Annotated in this window: 14 protein-coding genes; 4 read left to right on the forward strand and 10 right to left on the reverse strand. The window is 51.7% G+C overall.

All coding sequences use genetic code 11. The features are described 5' to 3' along the window. Positions 1 to 80: 80 nt before the first annotated feature. The 8 genes from urtB to BW941_RS03135 form a co-directional block, all read right to left on the reverse strand. On the reverse strand, positions 81 to 1,706 hold the full coding sequence (gene urtB / locus BW941_RS03100) for an urea ABC transporter permease subunit UrtB (RefSeq protein WP_076514227.1): 1,626 nt from the start codon (positions 1,704 to 1,706) through the stop codon (positions 81 to 83). 108 nt (positions 1,707 to 1,814) lie between these two features. Then, positions 1,815 to 3,077, reverse strand: coding sequence for an urea ABC transporter substrate-binding protein (gene urtA / locus BW941_RS03105; protein ID WP_076514542.1), 1,263 nt, complete (start codon positions 3,075 to 3,077; stop codon positions 1,815 to 1,817). Between the two features lie 292 nt (positions 3,078 to 3,369). After that, a complete protein-coding gene (locus tag BW941_RS03110) occupies positions 3,370 to 4,050 on the reverse strand; it encodes a GntR family transcriptional regulator (RefSeq protein ID WP_076514228.1) in 681 nt (226 codons plus the stop codon). A 9-nt stretch (positions 4,051 to 4,059) separates the two neighbouring features. Next, complete coding sequence (gene atzF, locus BW941_RS03115) at positions 4,060 to 5,895, reverse strand: allophanate hydrolase (protein ID WP_175607854.1); 1,836 nt, start codon at positions 5,893 to 5,895, stop codon at positions 4,060 to 4,062. 322 nt (positions 5,896 to 6,217) lie between these two features. Further along, positions 6,218 to 8,971: a peroxidase family protein gene (locus tag BW941_RS03120; RefSeq protein WP_076514230.1), complete on the reverse strand. Its 2,754-nt coding sequence runs from the start codon at positions 8,969 to 8,971 to the stop codon at positions 6,218 to 6,220. Positions 8,972 to 9,149: 178 nt separating this feature from the next. Further along, complete coding sequence (locus BW941_RS03125) at positions 9,150 to 9,644, reverse strand: 3'-5' exonuclease (RefSeq protein ID WP_076514231.1); 495 nt, start codon at positions 9,642 to 9,644, stop codon at positions 9,150 to 9,152. 97 nt (positions 9,645 to 9,741) lie between these two features. Then, positions 9,742 to 11,517 (reverse strand): type IV pilus assembly ATPase TfpB, encoded by a 1,776-nt coding sequence (tfpB, locus tag BW941_RS03130; RefSeq protein WP_076514232.1) that lies wholly within the window; start codon positions 11,515 to 11,517, stop codon positions 9,742 to 9,744. A 3-nt stretch (positions 11,518 to 11,520) separates the two neighbouring features. Beyond that, positions 11,521 to 12,537 carry a CYTH domain-containing protein gene (locus BW941_RS03135; protein ID WP_076514233.1) on the reverse strand — a complete coding sequence of 339 codons (1,017 nt, stop codon included), beginning with the start codon at positions 12,535 to 12,537 and terminating at the stop codon, positions 11,521 to 11,523. 60 nt (positions 12,538 to 12,597) lie between these two features. Between BW941_RS03135 and argE the strand changes: the two genes are divergently transcribed. Together argE and argA are read left to right on the forward strand one after the other, a co-directional pair. Continuing rightward, positions 12,598 to 13,758, forward strand: a complete 1,161-nt coding sequence (argE, locus tag BW941_RS03140; RefSeq protein WP_076514234.1) for an acetylornithine deacetylase — start codon at positions 12,598 to 12,600, stop codon at positions 13,756 to 13,758. Positions 13,759 to 13,938: 180 nt separating this feature from the next. Next, positions 13,939 to 15,240 carry an amino-acid N-acetyltransferase gene (gene argA / locus BW941_RS03145; RefSeq protein WP_068442756.1) on the forward strand — a complete coding sequence of 434 codons (1,302 nt, stop codon included), beginning with the start codon at positions 13,939 to 13,941 and terminating at the stop codon, positions 15,238 to 15,240. 43 nt (positions 15,241 to 15,283) lie between these two features. On the opposite strand, the gene BW941_RS03150 is transcribed toward argA, so the two are convergent. Beyond that, positions 15,284 to 16,015: a hypothetical protein gene (locus BW941_RS03150; protein ID WP_076514235.1), complete on the reverse strand. Its 732-nt coding sequence runs from the start codon at positions 16,013 to 16,015 to the stop codon at positions 15,284 to 15,286. Between the two features lie 127 nt (positions 16,016 to 16,142). Further along, entirely contained in the window at positions 16,143 to 16,406 is a 264-nt protein-coding gene (locus tag BW941_RS03155; RefSeq protein ID WP_068442749.1) for a hypothetical protein, read from the reverse strand. 129 nt (positions 16,407 to 16,535) lie between these two features. On the opposite strand from BW941_RS03155, the gene BW941_RS03160 reads away from it, so the two are divergent. Together BW941_RS03160 and BW941_RS03165 are read left to right on the forward strand one after the other, a co-directional pair. Next, the gene (locus BW941_RS03160) at positions 16,536 to 17,402 is read left to right on the forward strand and encodes a bile acid:sodium symporter family protein (RefSeq protein WP_076514236.1); all 867 of its coding nucleotides are present in this window, start codon (positions 16,536 to 16,538) and stop codon (positions 17,400 to 17,402) included. Between the two features lie 136 nt (positions 17,403 to 17,538). Then, a complete protein-coding gene (locus tag BW941_RS03165) occupies positions 17,539 to 18,054 on the forward strand; it encodes a thioesterase family protein (protein ID WP_076514237.1) in 516 nt (171 codons plus the stop codon). Positions 18,055 to 18,119 lie beyond the last annotated feature (65 nt).

Raw genomic sequence — 18,119 nt, forward strand, 5'->3', positions numbered from 1 at the left:
TCATGCGACGGCCAGCGACATCGTTCATAATCAACCGGGTAAGTGGACCGCCTTTAATTTCCTGTTTCATCATGCGCTCCTTAACCCATATCCGCAGCGCGACCCTTGAGGGCAAACAACCCACGAGGACGCTTCTGGATAAACAGAATAATAAATATCAGTACGAGAATTTTTGCGACGACGGCACCGGCCCACGGCTCCAGTAGCTTATTAACAACACCCAGAGACATAGCACCGACCAAAGTGCCCCAGAGGTTACCCACACCGCCGAATACGACGACCATAAAGGAGTCGATAATGTACGCCTGCCCCATGTTCGGCCCCACGTTAGTCAACTGTGACAGGGCAACGCCTGCAATACCGGCGATACCTGAGCCCAAGCCAAATGTCAGTGCATCAACCCAGCCCGTGCGAATCCCCATAGAGCTCGCCATCGGGCGGTTCATGGTGACTGCACGCATCTGCAATCCAAACAGAGTGCGCTTCAGAATGAGTGCCAGCAAAGCCAGAACCATCAGGCTGAAAATGATGATGTATAAACGGTTAAAGGTCAGCTCAAGCGCTGGATTGATCATGAAAGTACCCGCCATCCAGTCAGGCGTAGCTACTTCACGATTCAGAGGGCTGAAGATTGAGCGTACCGCCTGTTGCAGCACCAGGCTGATACCGAAGGTCGCAAGCAGAGTTTCCAATGGACGCCCATAGAGATGGCGGATAACACCACGCTCGATAGCGACGCCCACCAGACCGCTCACCAGAAATGCTGCAGGTACAGCAACGGCCAGTGACATGCCAATATGGTCCGGCATCAACTGTTGAACAACGTAGGTAGTGTAGGCACCCAGCATGATCATTTCGCCGTGAGCCATATTGATCACACCCATCACACCAAATGTAATCGCAAGACCAATGGCCGCGAGTAGCAGGACAGCACCGAGTGCCAGGCCAAAATAGAGATTTTCTGCAACGCTGTTCAGTGACAGCAGACTTTCGATCTTCTTGAGTGCTTCGTCTGCGGCCTGAATTTCTTCGGTCCGGGAATCTGCTTCAGCAGCACGGCGATAGTTAGCCAGCGCTCCGCGGACATCCGGATATAACGACCCAGACAGATAACTCACTCCTTGCAGACGCTCTTTTTCAGTATCTGCTTCCAGCATTCGTATGCCCTTCACGAGAAGAAGAACGTCCCGAACGTCTGAGTTTTCTTCTTTATCCAGCGCTTCTTCAAGCGTCGTCTGATCAAGGTCTTCTGCCGACTTCAACAAATTAACCGCGGCCTGCATTCGCATTTCAGGGTCATCTGAAAAGATCTGGAGGCGAGCGATACCACTTCTGAGTAATACACGAAGCTTATTATTTACACTGATTTTTTTTATATCACGCTTACTTTCCAGAGTGACTTCCTCACCACTGAAAAATGTCGTTACCGCATCATCGCCCTTAATTACGACGACACGATCGTCTTTGCGGTAATACAGGTCACCTTCGACCATGATCTGCATAAAGAGAAGCGTTTTAGGGTCATCGATGGTTGTCAGGCGTTCAGTCACTGCCTGCTTTTCTCGATACCCTGCATCAATTAATTCTTGAGCAACGGCGTGTAACGCTGTGTTGGGCTTCATAGGTGATGCTTCAGCCCCTGCCACCACCACAGTATACAAAACAAATGCGAACAGCACGGCCGTCCGTATCAATACAGAAAACATAATTATCACCGGGAATTTTGAGAGAAGCAGGAAAGAATTTCCCTGCCTGTCCTTGTTACGAACTGCGATAGAGCGCGTTTTACCGCACTCTATTCCGCTGCCAGCGAATTACTCGCCTGCAACCGCCGAACCACCACAGGTTTTCGTTGAGGTGTTGTAGTTTCCGCAGTTAATAGGTGCAGTCCAGTCTGAGATCAGGTTTGCACTTTCTGGCAGGTAATCCGTCCATGCGTCACCTTCCACTTCTTCGTCCGTAGCCCATACGATTTCGAACTGACCATCTTCCTGAATTTCACCGATCAGTACCGGCTTAGACAAGTGGTGGTTTTCGTTCATTACCGCAGTACCACCTGTCAGGTTAGGTACTTCGATGCCATACATTGCAGAGCGTACTTTATCGACATCAGCAGAGCCTGCTTTTTCAACCGCTTCGGCCCACATACTGAAACCGATGTAAGTCGCTTCCATTGGGTCGTTAGTTACACGGTCTTCATCGCCGATGTAGTTGTGCCATGCAGCAATAAACTCATCGTTGGCTTCACTTTCCGCACTCTGGAAGTAGTTCCATGCAGCCAGGTGACCAACCAGTGGCTCAGTATCAAAACCTGACAGTTCTTCTTCACCTACAGAAAAAGCAACAACTGGAATTTCTTCAGAGGCTACGCCCTGGTTTGCCAGTTCTTTGTAGAAAGGAACGTTTGCATCACCGTTAATGGTAGAAACAACCGCTGTTTTCTTACCTGCGGCGCCAAACTTTTTGATATCAGAAACAATAGTCTGCCAGTCGCTGTGACCAAATGGCGTGTAGTTCACCATAATGTCTTTTTCAGAAACGCCTTTTGACTTCAGGTAAGACTCAAGAATTTTGTTGGTCGTACGTGGGTAAACATAGTCAGTACCCGCAAGTACAAAGCGCTCAACACCGAGATCGTTTATCAGATAATCAACCGCAGGAATTGCCTGCTGGTTTGGTGCAGCACCGGTATAGAATACGTTGTAAGAAGATTCTTCACCTTCATACTGAACCGGGTAGAACATCAGACCATTCAGCTCTTCCACAACTGGCAGAACCGATTTACGGGATACTGAAGTCCAGCAACCGAAGATCACATCAACGTCTTCTTTTTCCAGAAGTTCACGGGTTTTTTCCGCAAACAGAGGCCAGTTAGAGGCTGGGTCGACAACCACTGGCTCAAGCTTTTTACCCAGCAGACCGCCTTTCTTATTCTGTTCTTCAATCATCATAAGAACAGTGTCTTTCAGAGTAGTTTCTGAAATTGCCATAGTACCCGACAGAGAGTGCAGAACTCCGACTTTAATGGTGTCATCTGCTGCATTCGCAATGCTTACGCCTGCAGCCATCGCTGTCATACCAATAATCTGTGATGCTTTAATCAGAGTTTTGAGACTTACTTTTTTCATAATTATTTCCTTTTTATGGTCAGGATTATGTCCGGCCTCGACTCTTCTCTTGAGGGTGTGTAAGAGCGGGCAACTATAAAACCGATCTAACTAGAGCAATCGCCGTACCAGTTTTTATGCCTTATTTTTCGGCAATTTCTGGCAAAGGGTGCCCCCCAGAGGGGCATTTCCGGTCTTCAGAAAATAAGTCGCACCAATAGTGCTCAGTGAGTTGGTTTTTTTGCCTTGAAAGCGTGCATATCTATTTCCTTGATAAGTCGGTGGAGTATCTTTGTCGCGCTTCCTGAATTCTGTGCACAGTAATATCACGGACCGTATTACGGCTGAGCTCGATATGTCTCGTAAGCTCTCGCGTTGCACGAGAGCTATCCGCAGAAAGTATCGCGTCTAAAATACTGCTGTGCTCTTCGTAGGTTGCCTGTATACGTCCAGGCTCGTAAAAATCTAACCGTCGTACAATTCTCAGACGCTCACATACGTCTTTATGTATGGCTTCCATTTGCTTGTTCTGGCCACACTCCAATAGTCCAAAGTGAAATTCCTCATCCAGGAACGCCACATCAACAGGATCAACCTGCCTTTGTGAGGGCTTACAGCACCAGATGGTCACCAGCCCCGCTAAGCGTTCCGCCCGGTCTGATTCCATACACAGGCGGCGAACCACTTCACACTCCAGCACAATGCGGACATCGTAAAGCTCTTCGAAATACCGGAAATCAAAAGGTCTGACCTGCCAACCATTACGGAAGTACACCTGCACATACCCATCGCGCTCCAGGCGATACAAGGCTTCCCTGACGGGTGTTCGGGACGCCTGCATACGCTCGGCGACTTCACTTTCACTGAAGCGATCTCCGGGTAGCATTCTGAAGTCGAAAATATCTTCTTTCAGCTGTCGATATACTTTCTCGGCAAGGTTCACAGCATGACCTTATGCGTTCAGTGATGAGATATAGGCCCGCCAGCCGCCGAGGTGACTGATATTCGTTGCGCTCGCCACCGCCTCTGGTTCGCAGATAAAGCCTTTCACCAGACGGCCGTCTTCCAGCTCAAGAGTTCCAATGCCAAGCGGCTGCGGGATTTCTTCAACGAAAGAACCAAAGGCCGCCTGATCTAAACGCCACAGCTCGACGATTAATTGATTCCCTGCAACCTTGCCGCATTTCAGATCTTCTTCGTTCAGGCGCACCAGACCTGGCTTCGGAGGTACTGTATTTGCGAGGGCATAGAGCTGATACTTGTTGGCGGTGAGTGTCTGTTCCAACAAGGTCGCGTGACGACTGGTCAGCTGATGATTCAGAGGCATCCCGGTCAGATGGGCACCCACCACGGCAACGACTACAGAGGCATCGTCTTTCTTACCCAGCATCACAGGTGCTTCCGCTAAACCAAGGTGTGACTGCCACTGACCAGCAAAGTTGGTCAGAGCCAGCTCGTGCCATCCAGGTGCAATAACAGTAATCCCAAACGGTAAACCATCAGTACGCATATGCGCAGGCAACGACAAGGCACAGAGGTCGGCCAGATTGACGAAGTTTGTGTAAGTGCCTAACTGACTATTGACCTCGACCGGCGCGGCATCAACGTCAGCCATCGTCGGAAATCGAGGAGCAGTGGGAACGAATAACGCATCCACGGTTTTAAAAATACTCTGTATCTGGCGCACCAGATCTTTGCGACGATACTCTGCTTTAAATGCATCGACGGCCGTACCGTCAACGCCACCAGCAATGATGTTTTTTACGACCGGATTAATACCCGGTAAATCCTGTTTCAGAAACTCGCCGACAGCCGCATAGCGTTCGGCCACCCATGGGCCCTGATATAAAAGGCTGGCCAGCTCAAACAAGGGCGTGAAGTCGATTGTTTTTAACTCGAAGCCTGCATCAACAGCCTGCTCACAGGCTTTTTCATACGCCGCTTTTTGTACGTCGTCTCCAAACCATGGAGCATCGGCGGGAACACCCAATGTCTGGATACGCTCATTACGCACCATAGTACGTGAGCGGGCATAACCATCTGCCGGATCAAATTGCGCAGCAATTTCGTAAATGCGCTCGGCATCGCGGCTGTTGAGTGCAAAGACCGAAACGCAATCAAGGCTTCGGCATGCTGGTACAACGCCCGAAGCACTGATAGCGCCCACGGTCGCTTTTAAACCAACGATATGATTGAAGCCCGCAGGCACCCGTCCAGAACCGGCGGTATCGGTACCCAGTGCAAACGCCACCTGGCCCTTTGCAACCGCAGTCGCTGAACCAGAACTTGAGCCGCCAGAAATATATTCAGGATTAAATGCGTTATTCACAGCACCGTAGGGCGAGCGAGTACCAACCAGTCCGGTTGCGAACTGATCGAGGTTGGTTTTCCCCATAACGATGGCGCCTGCTTTGCGCAGAAGCTGAACAACAAACGCATCGTCATCCGGCTCGTAGGCATATTCAGGGCACGCCGCTGTGGTGTGAAAGTCCGCAGCATCAATATTGTCTTTCACCGCAAACGGAACACCATAAAGAGGAAGGACTGTTCCCTCCTCCTCGGCGGACGCTTTCAGACTTTCGAGATAACTGATCTGCTTAGTAAGCTGCTCCTCGCTGGCGAGTGCAATCCAAGCACTACCACGCCGGGGTAATCCATTCGCATCCAGCTCATCTGCTGCAATGGCGTTCCGGGTAGACAGAAGAAGTCCGCGCGCATCAGCGCCATTCCGGTACGCCCGGCCCCAGTCATTCAGATTCCAGCCAATTCCTGTCGTTACTTCTGTCATGCCAACCGCCATTGAATTCATACTTGTATACAAGATACATAGCGACTCTTATGCCAGATTCGTCAGCTCAGGCAGGAAAATTCATAACGTTATGATTTTTATAGAATTTATTAAGAGAAGGTTACTTCGTTCGCATACAGAAAGTACGGCTGAACCCGGACGACGCTTTAGAAGAAAGCGCGAAATACCTGACTTGCACCAAAGAGCAACACGGACTCCAGAAAAGATTTTTCAAGCAGGACTGAATCGTCTGGCCGATTCATCAGAATAAAACCCATAAAAAAGGCCGGGAGAATACCCGGCCCTTTTATAGTTCAACGTATTAACGATCTTCGTAACGCTGGTGCTTGAAGAACACGCCAGAGTCACCGAATACTGAAGTAGTGAACTCGGATGTCAGAACCATTTCACCGATCTTAACTGCATCGTCACGGCGTTCATCCTGCAGGCGTTGCTGACGGGAAGGCCAGATAGAAGATTTAATCTCCATATCGGTCGCATAAACATCGTACAACTTAGTGCCTTCTGGCAGGCTCAGCAGGTCATCACGGAAGTCATGTTCGCCCTCAGCAAAAAGACCACGTACTTCGGCAGTTGGTACGAAGTACACCTGAGTCGGCGACACAGGGCTGGCTTCTGCCGAACCGTCAGATTGTGTTTCTGCCATGGCGTTTGCCACAACCAGGGTTGGTTTGCTGGTCACGAATGAGAACAGCAGGCTTGAACCCAGTGTGTCATTCGCTTCAAGGCTCACGTAATTCGACAGCTCGTTAGCGAAGAAATCGTGATTGTCGGCCTGACCTGACAGGGTATACAGCGCTGAAATATTCTCAGACGGCTGACCGTCAATCAGAGTCTTCCAGGCAAAACCAGGAGCAAACCCGCGATCCGCCGGATCACCCGTTACAGACAGACGCAGCAGGCCACATTCGTTGCCCTCGAATACGCCAGTGTATGGGTGGTTACCCGTTGAATTAAACGCCACTTTTGCCATCGCACCGTGTGGGTGAATTGGCTTAGCGTGCCCCACAGGAGCAACATCACCTACGTACTTCACTTTGTCAGAAATAACACTGCTGATCAGACCACCAATATCAACCGGTGGAATTTCAGGACGTTCATCCGCAGCATATTCAGTACGCTTCACACCGTTGGTCCACAACAGTGACTGCTTATCGCACGCCGCCCAGTTGTCGTAATCCGCAGGAATGTTCAGACCCCAAGGCTTGAACGCGTTATCAACACCCACCAGAGACAGATCCAGTGCTGGATAATGACGCTTAAGCACATCAACCATGGTGGTGTTTTCTACCCAGTCATAACCTTCCTGAGTGTACGTTTCAGGGTTGTAGTCAGCGGTATAAAAACGGTCAGCGATAATACGACGCGACGCATTCATGATGAAAATCTGGAACGCCGTTTCACCGAAGCCAAAGCCTTCAGGGCGAACGGTTTCAGCCAGCTGACCTACGAGCGCATCAATCTTCTCAACATCGTTGTCGTACAGACGACGTAGTTCAGAAACGATTTCAGCATCATCGGTCAGATCAGTGAAGTCATTGATTGGGGTCAGGCCAATCTGGCGACGGAACTCGTTGTAGCGAGGTACACCGCGCTCACGATCACGAATGATATCGATGGTTGCAAGGTCAATCACACCACGCCCCGGTACATACAGGTCACGCAGGAATTCCGGATAGTTACGCAGAGTCAGGGCACCCGGCAGAGTAACACCAAAGGAGTACCACAGACGGTCGCCGCCCTGGTCATCAAGAATATCTTCTGCATCGCCATCGCGGGTTTCAGTCAGTGGGATGCTCTCAGATACCACGTTTGAACCGATGTCATAGACATCAACGGTGTCACGCAGCAGTGGGTGCATACGGTAAACCGCGACGAACTCTTCGGTCAGTGTGAATGGCACACCGGCATTATCAGAGTTACGTGCACCGGCCAGACCAGTCACAGCCCATTCAATGGCTTTACCGTTATCCAGCGCTTCTGACATTTTAGGATCGAGGCCGAGAATACGACGAACCCAGGAATCAGACTTCGCCAGATCTTCGGCCAGCTTGTCGAATTCTGCACCGTACTTATCACGTGCCTCAGCATTACCAACCAGACCCCACCAGTTTGCGTACATCGCGCGCTCGGTTACTGGGTTAGCAATGATGGCTGGCGTCCACTCAACGGTGTGAATCTTAGCCATCAGGGCAGAGGTTACCAGACGCGCTTTATCGAACAGCCACTGGTCGTCTTTTTCCGGGTAAGTCGCCGCCAGCATTTCTGCAACCGCATTGTGCTCTTTTACGAACAACTGGTGCAGCATACTCAGACCCAGCCACCAGTTATCAGTGAAACCGGTTTTCGGCACACCTGAGAAAAAGTCGCGAGGCAGTGACCCATCAGAGTTCACCAGCATACGGCCGCCCTGGAATTCGCGCAGTGTATTCAGCGTTTCCAGATTGCTGCCATAGATCTGAGAACCATCCCACCAGTGAGTATTCTCGTTCAGGTAAGCATCCGGTAAGCCAGCTTCATCTTCAGCTGCGATGCGTGTCGGATCAGGGAGGGTGCGACGGATCGACATTGTGCCAGTACCGCGACTGTCGCCAGCAGGCAGTTCAACATCGATATAGTCGGTAGTAGAACCATCACCGTGACTGAACCAGTCGTGCGTCATGAACTGAATCCATGCTGCGGCGATAAAGTTCAACGTAGGTGCAGGTTTAAATTCATCGCGAGCCATCAGTGAGTTACTGATATCGCGAGGGTTAGGGCTAAGCAACGTGTCTGTTTCGCCGTGCGCTGCGTCAAGCTCCACGTTACGGCCGAAACGACGGTTGGCTGAACCCTCAGCAGGATTTTCAAGAATGTTACAGGTACCGTCTTCCATACGGGCAGTCAGGCTGCGCTCATTACAGTCGATGTCGGCGTTGTATTCATCCCAGCGTTCGAAATCAAACAGGTTGTTTTCAAACAGTTCATTTCGTTCCACGGCGAGCGTAAGAAGGCCGGCAGTAATACCCAGCGTCCCGAATTTCACCAAGCCAGGCCAGGTTACCCAGATGCTCATATTGTCTCCTTCATTTTTGTTTTTTTAATGTGGTCTATCCAGACCGGAGAAGAAGTGAATCACAGGGATATGACATTTAGGGATGTCATTTAGAGTAATTGAATAAAAAACGGCCCAATATAAACCACCAGACCTAGATTTTTTGCGCCACGAAAGTCAAATGACAGACCGATGGAGGTTACATGTCGCCAACGACCCGCAAGAATGTCTCTTGCAACACCTTTACATCATTGGCAGCGCGGTGGCGGTCGACATCTAACTCATTCCAGAGTGTGCATTTGGTGTCTGCCCAGCGCTCCATTTCTTCCATCGTCAGAAGTTTATTGATGGTTTCGATGCGAAAGCGTTGAACCAGCTCCGCCTCTTCAAACAGGCGACCAATCCAGGAGCTGTCAAAGCTCCATGCATCTGAATAAAGTGTTTTGTTGAAAAGATGCTCATTGAGTAGCAGGGCGACATCACGAATGCTCAGACCTTCCTGCTCAAGTTTGTCGCGGCTGATGCCGTGGATCGCTTCGGCCTCTTCTGACCAGTGCGTCCAGTGACTGACAGGCTTGATGAGATAGCTGTGCACTTCCCGGTCTTCGAGAGCAAAGCCGATTTCGATGGGGAAACTCCCCCGGCCAAATCCAGAGGCTTCGACGTCAATGATGGGTGGAAGGGAACTACTCACAAATAACTGCCATATTCTCGTTAATTTCAGGCCGGCATTCTGGACGCTCAGGCCGGATTATTCAATGCGACTATTTTACTGCCTTTACGGCTCTCAACTACTGAGACAACGCTCTGCTCGCTGGGGCGACCCGCATGACCTCTGCAATCGTTGTCATGCCTGCGGCGACTTTATGAGCACCACTCAGGCGCAGGCTGTGCATCCCTTCCTTCATCGCTGCCTGGCGTAGCTTCTGGTAATCCGTTGATTCATTAATATGGGGCTCGAGAGACTCTGAAAGAGGCATCACTTCGTATATCCCCATTCGCCCGAGGTAACCTGTCCCACGACATTCCAGACATCCTTTTGCAGTATAGATGTGTTCTGGCGTTTTCATGAGCCATGGTGCGGTCAGCTGCTTCCAGACCTTCTCGTCGACAGGCTGTTTTTCTTTGCAGTGTGGGCACAAAGTACGCACCAGGCGCTGGGCCATAACACCGATCACACTGGAGCGAATCAGGTAAGCAGGCAGTCCCAGTTCCTGTAAGCGAGTAAAGGCCGAAGGCGCATCATTGGTGTGAAGTGTCGACAGAACAAGGTGTCCGGTAAGCGCAGCCTGTACGGCAATCTCGGCCGTCTCAAGGTCGCGCACCTCACCCACCATAATAATGTCCGGGTCCTGACGCAGCAGAGCGCGCACCCCTGACGCAAAGGTCAGGTCAATCGTTGGGTTGACCTGCATCTGGTTAAACGCAGGCTCAACCATTTCAATCGGGTCTTCGATGGTCGATACATTCACTTCACTGGTCGCCAGCTGGCGCAGTGTCGAATACAAGGTGGTCGTTTTACCCGAGCCGGTCGGCCCGGTAACGAAGATAATGCCGTGATTATTGTCCGTCATTTCAGACCAGCGACGGCGATCTTCACGCGAGAAACCCATTTCAGAGAAACTGCGCATCAGCACCTGTGGGTCAAAGACACGCATCACCATTTTTTCGCCGAAAGCAGTGGGCAAGGTCGACAGACGCAGCTCGACTTCATCACCCTCGGGCGTTTTAGTCTTCAGGCGGCTGTCCTGAGGCTTACGCTTCTCAGCAATATTCATACGCCCCAGTGACTTAACCCGCGCAATCACGGCCATACCTACTGCGGCTGGTAACTCGTAGACATTATGAAGAACACCATCAATACGGAAACGCACGTGCGTTGTCTCGCGACGCGGTTCAAGGTGAATATCACTGGCGCGCTGGTCAAAGGCATACTGCAGTAACCAGTCCACGATATTGACGATATGTTCATCGTTGGCGTCAGGCGCTTTCGCTTTGCCCAGCTCCAGCATCGACTCCAGGTTCTGCACCGAGCTGATACCAGAATGATCTTTGCGCGCCTTAGAGACCGAATTTGCTAACTGATAAAACTCAACCCGGTAGCGACTGATATCAGATGGCGAAGCTAACACCCGTTTCACATTGCGACGGGTCACGTGTTCCAGGTCACCGACCCAGCTTGATGAATCCGGATCGGTACAGGCCACCACCACCTCATCAGTACTGACTTTCACCGCGAGGATTTTGTGCCGCTCTGAGAAGGCGTATGACATCACCTCAGTTACCGCAGATACGTTAATCTCAAGTGGATCAATATTGATCACATCCATCGACTCACGCTCACCCAACCATTCAATCAATGCGTGCTCAGTCAGCACTTTGCCGTCTGCGCGGGCATCTTTGTAGCGCTGGCGGGCAATCAGGGTCAGGGGGTGCAGAGCGGCTTCATCCGTTCCTCTGCGAATCGTCAGGGCCAATTGGTGATCGTCTTCCGTGAGCAGGCCATCGCGGTGTAGATCACTCACCAGTGTCGACAGATTGATTACCCGGTCTGGCGTCGCCTGCATGCATTAATCCTTTAGTAACTGTTTCAAAGAAGCTGATAACGAAGATGTCTCACTGCATTCAATCACATCACCTACCTGGCTGCGAGCCTCGTCCCAGCGATCTCGGATACTTTCTCGGCCCGGCTGCGACTCAGTGCACATTCCAGCCACTTGCTGAACCGCGCGCGTTAGTGCCTTAGCTGCTGCTTTATCCTTCAGCAGATGCTCTGACTTCATAGCGAGGCTCTTGTCGAGCAATTGCCAAAGTACACTCTCTTTGCTCATAAGCCGCGCAAGGGGGTAGCCTGACTGCCAGATGGCCTGTAAGTCGCCATCACTCCAAAGGTAATACTCAAGCGCCCGCTGCAGATCAAACGCCAGCTCAGGCAAACCGGCGCCCTCTGCATCAATTGTTGCGCCGTGAAACAATGCAGACCCGACTCCAGCCAGGCGGTAGCCACGCTCGGCTTTGGAAATATCACTCAGCCACATGGGTGCCACGTCGTGCAGCGCTTCTGATAGCGGCCACATTGCGGTGTCATCACCTGAAACTAACTCTAGCTCCAGCTCACACAGCGGCTCAGACTGACCATTGGCAAGAATACTGCCCTGATCGATAACCACCTCAATCTCTGAGTCATCCGCAGCTGTGTATAGCCAGCTGCGACGTTCAAAATCGGTACTGAATACCGTCTGAAGCTGATCCCTTGCTGCCGGTTCTGGCCAGCACGCCTGTACCTCTGGTAGCGCCAGTAACGATGGATCAAGCTGCCTTTCAGGCAAAGGCCAATTCCATTCGTGACGAATCTGAACAGCACTGTTGGACTGACTCCGGGCCTTGAACGTCTGTTCAAATCCCGAGTTCGTCGAACGTATTCTTAATGCTGAATGCGCGGCAGCAAGCGCCAACTCAGGCGTATCGAAATAATCGTTGTTCAGGGTCTTCTGGCCTGTTGCTGTCGCTTCGTTATCAAGCCAGCTGACCAGCGCCGGGATATCTTCAGGCTGGAGCCTGAGTTTCAGTTCAATTTCTTTTGCCATCGCGCTATTGTTTTATGTCGCTGTATTTTGCAGTTTAAGATCATCAAGGATAAGGCCATCATGCCGCTGCCCTCCACGCTCGAAAAGCTCTCGGCCCTGATCGCTGAGAACAGTATCAGCTCTGTATTACCCGAATACGATCAAAGTAATGAAGGTGTGATTAACCTGCTGGCAGGTTGGTGCCGGGATCTCGGTTTCGAAGTTTCTATTATGCCGATTGAAGGCCATCCGGGGAAATTCAACATGCTGGCCACCTACGGCCGCGGGCCGGGCGGCCTGGTACTGAGTGGCCATACCGATACTGTGCCCTGCAACCCGGAAAAGTGGACATCAGACCCATTCACCCTGACCGAGCGCGACGGCAAACTCTACGGGTTGGGCACCTGCGATATGAAAGGCTTCTTTGCCCTTGCGCTGGAAGCGTTAGAACAGGTTCGCGATAAAACATTCCACCAGCCGCTGATGATACTCGCGACCGCCGATGAAGAATGCTCAATGAGCGGCGCCCGCGCGCTGAGTCAGAGTACCGGCCCCGGTGGTCGTTATGCCGTCATTGGCGAACCTTCAAGTCTGCGACCGGTGCGCATGCACAAAGGCATCATCATGGATAGCATCCGGGTAACAGGCCGGGCCGGACATTCTTCCAATCCGGCGCTGGGCATTAATGCCATGGACGCCGTGCACGAAGTTATGGGCGAACTTAAAAACCTGCGCGCTGAGCTGGCCGAGAATTATCGCGATGCGCACTTTGCCGTGCAAACACCGACACTCAACCTTGGCTGTATTCACGGTGGCGACAACCCAAACCGTATTTGCGGCAGCTGCGAACTGGCTTTCGATTTACGCGCTCTGCCGGGCATGAGTAATGACGACCTGCGCGAAGAAATTCGTCGACGCATGAATCCGATTGCCGCGCAGAACAATGTAGAAATGTCATTCGAGCAATTATTCCCTGGCGTCGAACCCTTTGCAGAAAGCGAAAACAGCGCGCTAATTAAAGAAGCCGAACGCCTCACCGGATACACCAGCGTGGCCGTTAACTACGCCACTGAGGCGCCGTTTCTGCAGAACCTGGGCATGGAAACCGTGGTGCTGGGCCCGGGCAGTATTGATCAGGCGCATCAGGTCGATGAATTTATGGCACTGGATCAGATAGAGCCGTGCGTGAATATTCTGCGCAATCTGATCGAGCGCTTTTGTCTCACTCCCGCCCGTGATTAAATCATGAGAAGAAGTGATACCGAATAACTCTACGGGACGCCGTAAATACATCCATGTAGGCTCGGCCGCGCCATCCATGGCGCAGACGCCCGAATCGTTTATTCAGTATCACTACACCGTACCCACTGCCGAACGTTGCTGCCCCTTTGCACCAACTAACGCAGAACAGGAAGTCCCGTTTTGACCGACAACACCGAATACGTACAGTGGTTTCGCCAGTCGTCACCGTACATCAATGCGCACAGAGGCAAGACCTTCGTCATCATGTTTGATGGCGACGCTTTGCTGCATCCTAATTTTGATACCTTGGTTCAGGACATTGCCCTGCTGAACAGCCTTGGCGTGCGACTCGTGTTGGTACATGGTGCTCGACCACAGATTGATGCCGTTCTGGAGCGTCTGGATATTACCAGCCAGTTCCATAACGACCTGCGCATTACCGACGGTGAGGCCCTGCGCGCGGTAAAAGCGGCCGTGGGGATGGTTAAGGCAGACATTGAATCCCGGCTGTCGATCGGTATTCCTGGCTCTCCGATGCATGGTGCGCGTATCCGCGTCGTCAGTGGTAATTTCGTCACGGCTAAGCCCCTCGGCGTCATCAATGGTGTCGATTATCAGCACACAGGAGAAGTCCGTCGTATTGAACATCAGGCGGTGAGTCATCTGTTAGATCAACAAAATGTCGTGCTCTTATCCTGCTCCGGTTACTCGCCCTCGGGTGAGATGTTCAACCTCAGCGTCGAAGATGTTGCGCGTCACGCTGCCGTTGCATTACGCGCCGATAAACTGATCGCGTTTGGTGAAAACGACGGTTTAACCGGTGAAGATGGCACTGCGCTGGAAGATTTAACCTGCCGTGAGCTTGAAGATATTCTCAGCTCCTTGTCGGGAAGCCCACGCTGGCAGGCCGATATGGCACTGCGGTGTGTACGTCAGGGCGTGCCGCGCGTGCATATGTTGAGTTATCAGACCGACGGTGCATTACTGCAAGAACTGTTTACCCGTGAAGGTAGCGGCACCCTGATCAGTCAGGATGCATATGACCAGTTGCGCGCTGCTAACATCGATGACGTGGCAGGCATTCTTGATTTGCTGAAACCATTAGAAGACGACGGCATTCTGGTACGGCGTTCGCGTGAATTACTGGAAACCGAAATTCACCGTTTTTATGTCATCGAGCGCGACGGTTTAATTACGGCCTGCGCAGCGCTTTATCCCTACTCAGACGACGAAGCCGAGCTGGCCTGCGTTGCTGTTCATGGAGACTATCGCGGTAGTAATCGTGGTCAAAGGCTGCTTGAGCAGATTGAACAGGAAGCCAAAAGACGTCATTACAACCGCCTTTTTGTTCTGACGACGCGAACAGCGCACTGGTTTGTTGAGCACGGTTTTAAAGCCGGGCAGGTCAGTGAATTACCGCAGGAAAAGCAGAAGTTATATAACTTCCAGAGAAACTCTAAGGTCTTCTTTAAAACGCTCTGACACCCGGGTGTCAGAGCTTGATTCGCTTAAACGTTTCGTCGGTTTAAAAATCGTCGAAACGGAACAGCCATGAATAAGAAAAGCCAACATACTCATATTTGCCGACTTCTTCGCTGCCGTATTCCGGATTCCAGGTAACCGACAACCGGTGCGTATCATCAATCAGGATGCCGCCTTCCAGCGAGTACATCAGATCAATTGAGGTTTCTGACACATCGTCCGGGAGCTGTAAGTCGATCGGATCAGCGCCGGCGAGACTTAACCAAAAGTTAATCTGATCCTCAGCCCTTTGAACGTCCGCAGCAGAGTACTCCTGAAACGCTTCCGTCGAACTAACGCCCACGCTATCTACTGAAAAGGTATAGCTGGTGCGTACAACACCGACACCCAGTCCGGCAAACAGATCAAAATTCACAAAAGGCTGCGACAGAACAAAGTTGACGGTCACCGCCTGACGACTGACACTGTCGAGATAAGCACAGCCAACAGAAACATCGTTAGTAATGCGGTCAACTGCCGTCTGATCCAGACAACCGCCTTCAAACTCTCGATCGTCTTTACCCAGAACGGCACCTTCGACTTCCAGCGAAAAGCGATCACTGAAGTCCATACCAAAGCGGGTTTCAAAGTTCAGAATGGGATAGTCAGCGCCTGAGTACTGCTCGTTGAGCACACCATATTCCGCACCAACGCCCAGATACTGACTGGCCGAGACATTCGCTGAGCAAAGAGCAGCGGCGCCCACGAGCGCGCCAATTGCATACTGTATTTTCATTGTTGTTATTAGAATCTGATTCGTGAGAAGAACAAAACAATGGCGCGGAAAGCCCAACAGGTCAAGGTTAGACTAAGTAAAGAGCCTTCTGCTACCACGCTCCACTCTCAATCGCGGCGCTTCACTTTTAACCGCGACGCCGCACGACGAAAAAATCGACGATGAAGCCAGCGATGACCATCCCCAACAGATACTTACCTGAGATTTCTGCGGACGTCACCGGTGAACCCAACGCCGTATGCAGCATCGGCACCATCATAAAGCCGATAAAGATACCGCCAATACGGAATACCGAAGCCGACCCTTTACTGTCTACCTTACGGGCCATAATGATGCCCGCATACATAATGGCAAAGCCGAGAAATGATACTGCAAACGCTGTCAGATCCATCTTAAATCCCTGTTATCGCAAACAAAGCCGCATGGTACCCACTATCAGCGCAGGAGTCATTCCACCTTGCTATCCCCACGGGGCTGCGATAGCTTCTGTCGCTAAATAACAACTTATTCAGGAACATCCATGTTCGAGATTCTCACCCAGGTTGCTCTTCCTATATCCCTGATTCTGATCATGGCAGGTGTCGGCATGGGGCTTACCCCAGCTGACTTTGGTCGCGTGATTGCCCAGCCGAAAGCGTTCATGATTGGTGCGGTCTGCCAGATGGTATTGCTGCCTTTAATCGCTATCGGCATCATTGAATTGACGGGCCTGACCGGACCCCTGGCGATCGGCCTCTTTATACTCGCACTCTGCCCAGGAGGCACCACCTCAAACCTCTATACGCTTCTTGCCCGTGGCGACGTCGGCCTGTCGGTATCGCTGACAGCCGTCATCGGTTTTATCACACCGTTTACTATCCCGATTCTGGGCGCCTGGGCGATTCATCAGTACGGTAATGCCGACCAAACCTTCGAGCTGCCACTGGCCAAGACCTGGATTACGCTGATGGTTGTGACGGTTATTCCTGTAATTGTCGGCATGCTGATCCGCCGCTTTGCCAGCAACTTTGCTGTAAAGATGGAACCCTGGGTATCGCGCTTTTCGGTCGCCGTACTGGCTCTCGTAATCATCTCCATCTGTATTAATCTGGGCCCTCAGCTTATCGACTTTGTAGTCGCATCTGGCCCGGCCACTCTGCTGCTGAACCTGATTACTATGGGTCTTGGCTACCTGCTGGGCAATGCCCTGCTTCACCACGAGGACCAGGCCCGAACGATCTGCCTCGAAGTTGGCCTCCAGAACGGTACGCTGGCTCTCATGGTCGTCACCGGTATTCTGGCCAGCCCCGAAATGGCTGTTGCACCATCGGTGTACAGCCTGCTGATGTTCGCCACAGCGACCCTGTTTACACTGTGGGTACGAAACCGCCCACTGACCTCCGCCTGATATACCCGGCTATTCAGATGGCCTGCCTGCTGGCAGGCCGAACTCAAGACAATCAACGTCATCCTTGCCAATGCACCGGCAACCGTCTGGTGTAATATGCCTGCCTCTAATGAATCACTCATGAGGCTGTATCTCCATGCTCGGTCAGATCATCAAGTCGATTATCAAACGCAATGAGCCTGCAATCATTCCTGCGCAGGGAACCTCGGTCGTTCGCCAGCGCGTCTGGCCACACCAGATCGACTACAACCTTCACATGAATAACGCCAAGTACCTGAATGTTCTCGAAGGTGCCCGCTGGACCCTTTTCCGTGACAACGGTTGGTTCAAACACCTCTTTGAGAAGCGCATCAACCTGGTAGTGGCATCGCTGGAAATTACCTTTATCCGTGAGCTTAACCTGTTCAGCAGCTACGAAATTCACACCAAGCTGCTGACCTGGGACGAAAAGTACATCTACTTCGAACACCGCTTAATGGTGAAAGGTAAGCTATATGGCCACGCGCTGGTAAAAATGGCCGGAGTACGCAAAGGCAAGCGCGCACTGACACCAGAGATCTGCGAGGCCGTGGGCGCAGACTTCAACCAGGCCGATATCAAAGAAGCCATCACTCACTGGAGCGACATGACCCAGGCAAAACGTGAGCTCTGATAACGTCATGAAACGTCAGAGAGTCTCACTCTGCCGGGGCATGGGTAAAGGAAAGTAAGTGCTCA

The organism is Thalassolituus maritimus (assembly GCF_900156675.1).
Lineage (GTDB): Bacteria > Pseudomonadota > Gammaproteobacteria > Pseudomonadales > Oceanobacteraceae > Thalassolituus > Thalassolituus maritimus.

Coding starts and splice junctions, on each gene's coding strand:
- urtB (WP_076514227.1), bottom strand. CDS start 1,706: ATGTTTTCTGTATTGATACGGACGGCCGTGCTGTTCGCATTTGTTTTG.
- urtA (WP_076514542.1), bottom strand. CDS start 3,077: ATGACAGCGATGGCTGCAGGCGTAAGCATTGCGAATGCAGCAGATGAC.
- atzF (WP_175607854.1), bottom strand. CDS start 5,895: ATGACAGAAGTAACGACAGGAATTGGCTGGAATCTGAATGACTGGGGC.
- BW941_RS03120 (WP_076514230.1), bottom strand. CDS start 8,971: ATGAGCATCTGGGTAACCTGGCCTGGCTTGGTGAAATTCGGGACGCTG.
- tfpB (WP_076514232.1), bottom strand. CDS start 11,517: ATGCAGGCGACGCCAGACCGGGTAATCAATCTGTCGACACTGGTGAGT.
- BW941_RS03135 (WP_076514233.1), bottom strand. CDS start 12,537: ATGGCAAAAGAAATTGAACTGAAACTCAGGCTCCAGCCTGAAGATATC.
- argE (WP_076514234.1), top strand. CDS start 12,598: ATGCCGCTGCCCTCCACGCTCGAAAAGCTCTCGGCCCTGATCGCTGAG.
- BW941_RS03150 (WP_076514235.1), bottom strand. CDS start 16,015: ATGAAAATACAGTATGCAATTGGCGCGCTCGTGGGCGCCGCTGCTCTT.
- BW941_RS03155 (WP_068442749.1), bottom strand. CDS start 16,406: ATGGATCTGACAGCGTTTGCAGTATCATTTCTCGGCTTTGCCATTATG.
- BW941_RS03160 (WP_076514236.1), top strand. CDS start 16,536: ATGTTCGAGATTCTCACCCAGGTTGCTCTTCCTATATCCCTGATTCTG.
- BW941_RS03165 (WP_076514237.1), top strand. CDS start 17,539: ATGCTCGGTCAGATCATCAAGTCGATTATCAAACGCAATGAGCCTGCA.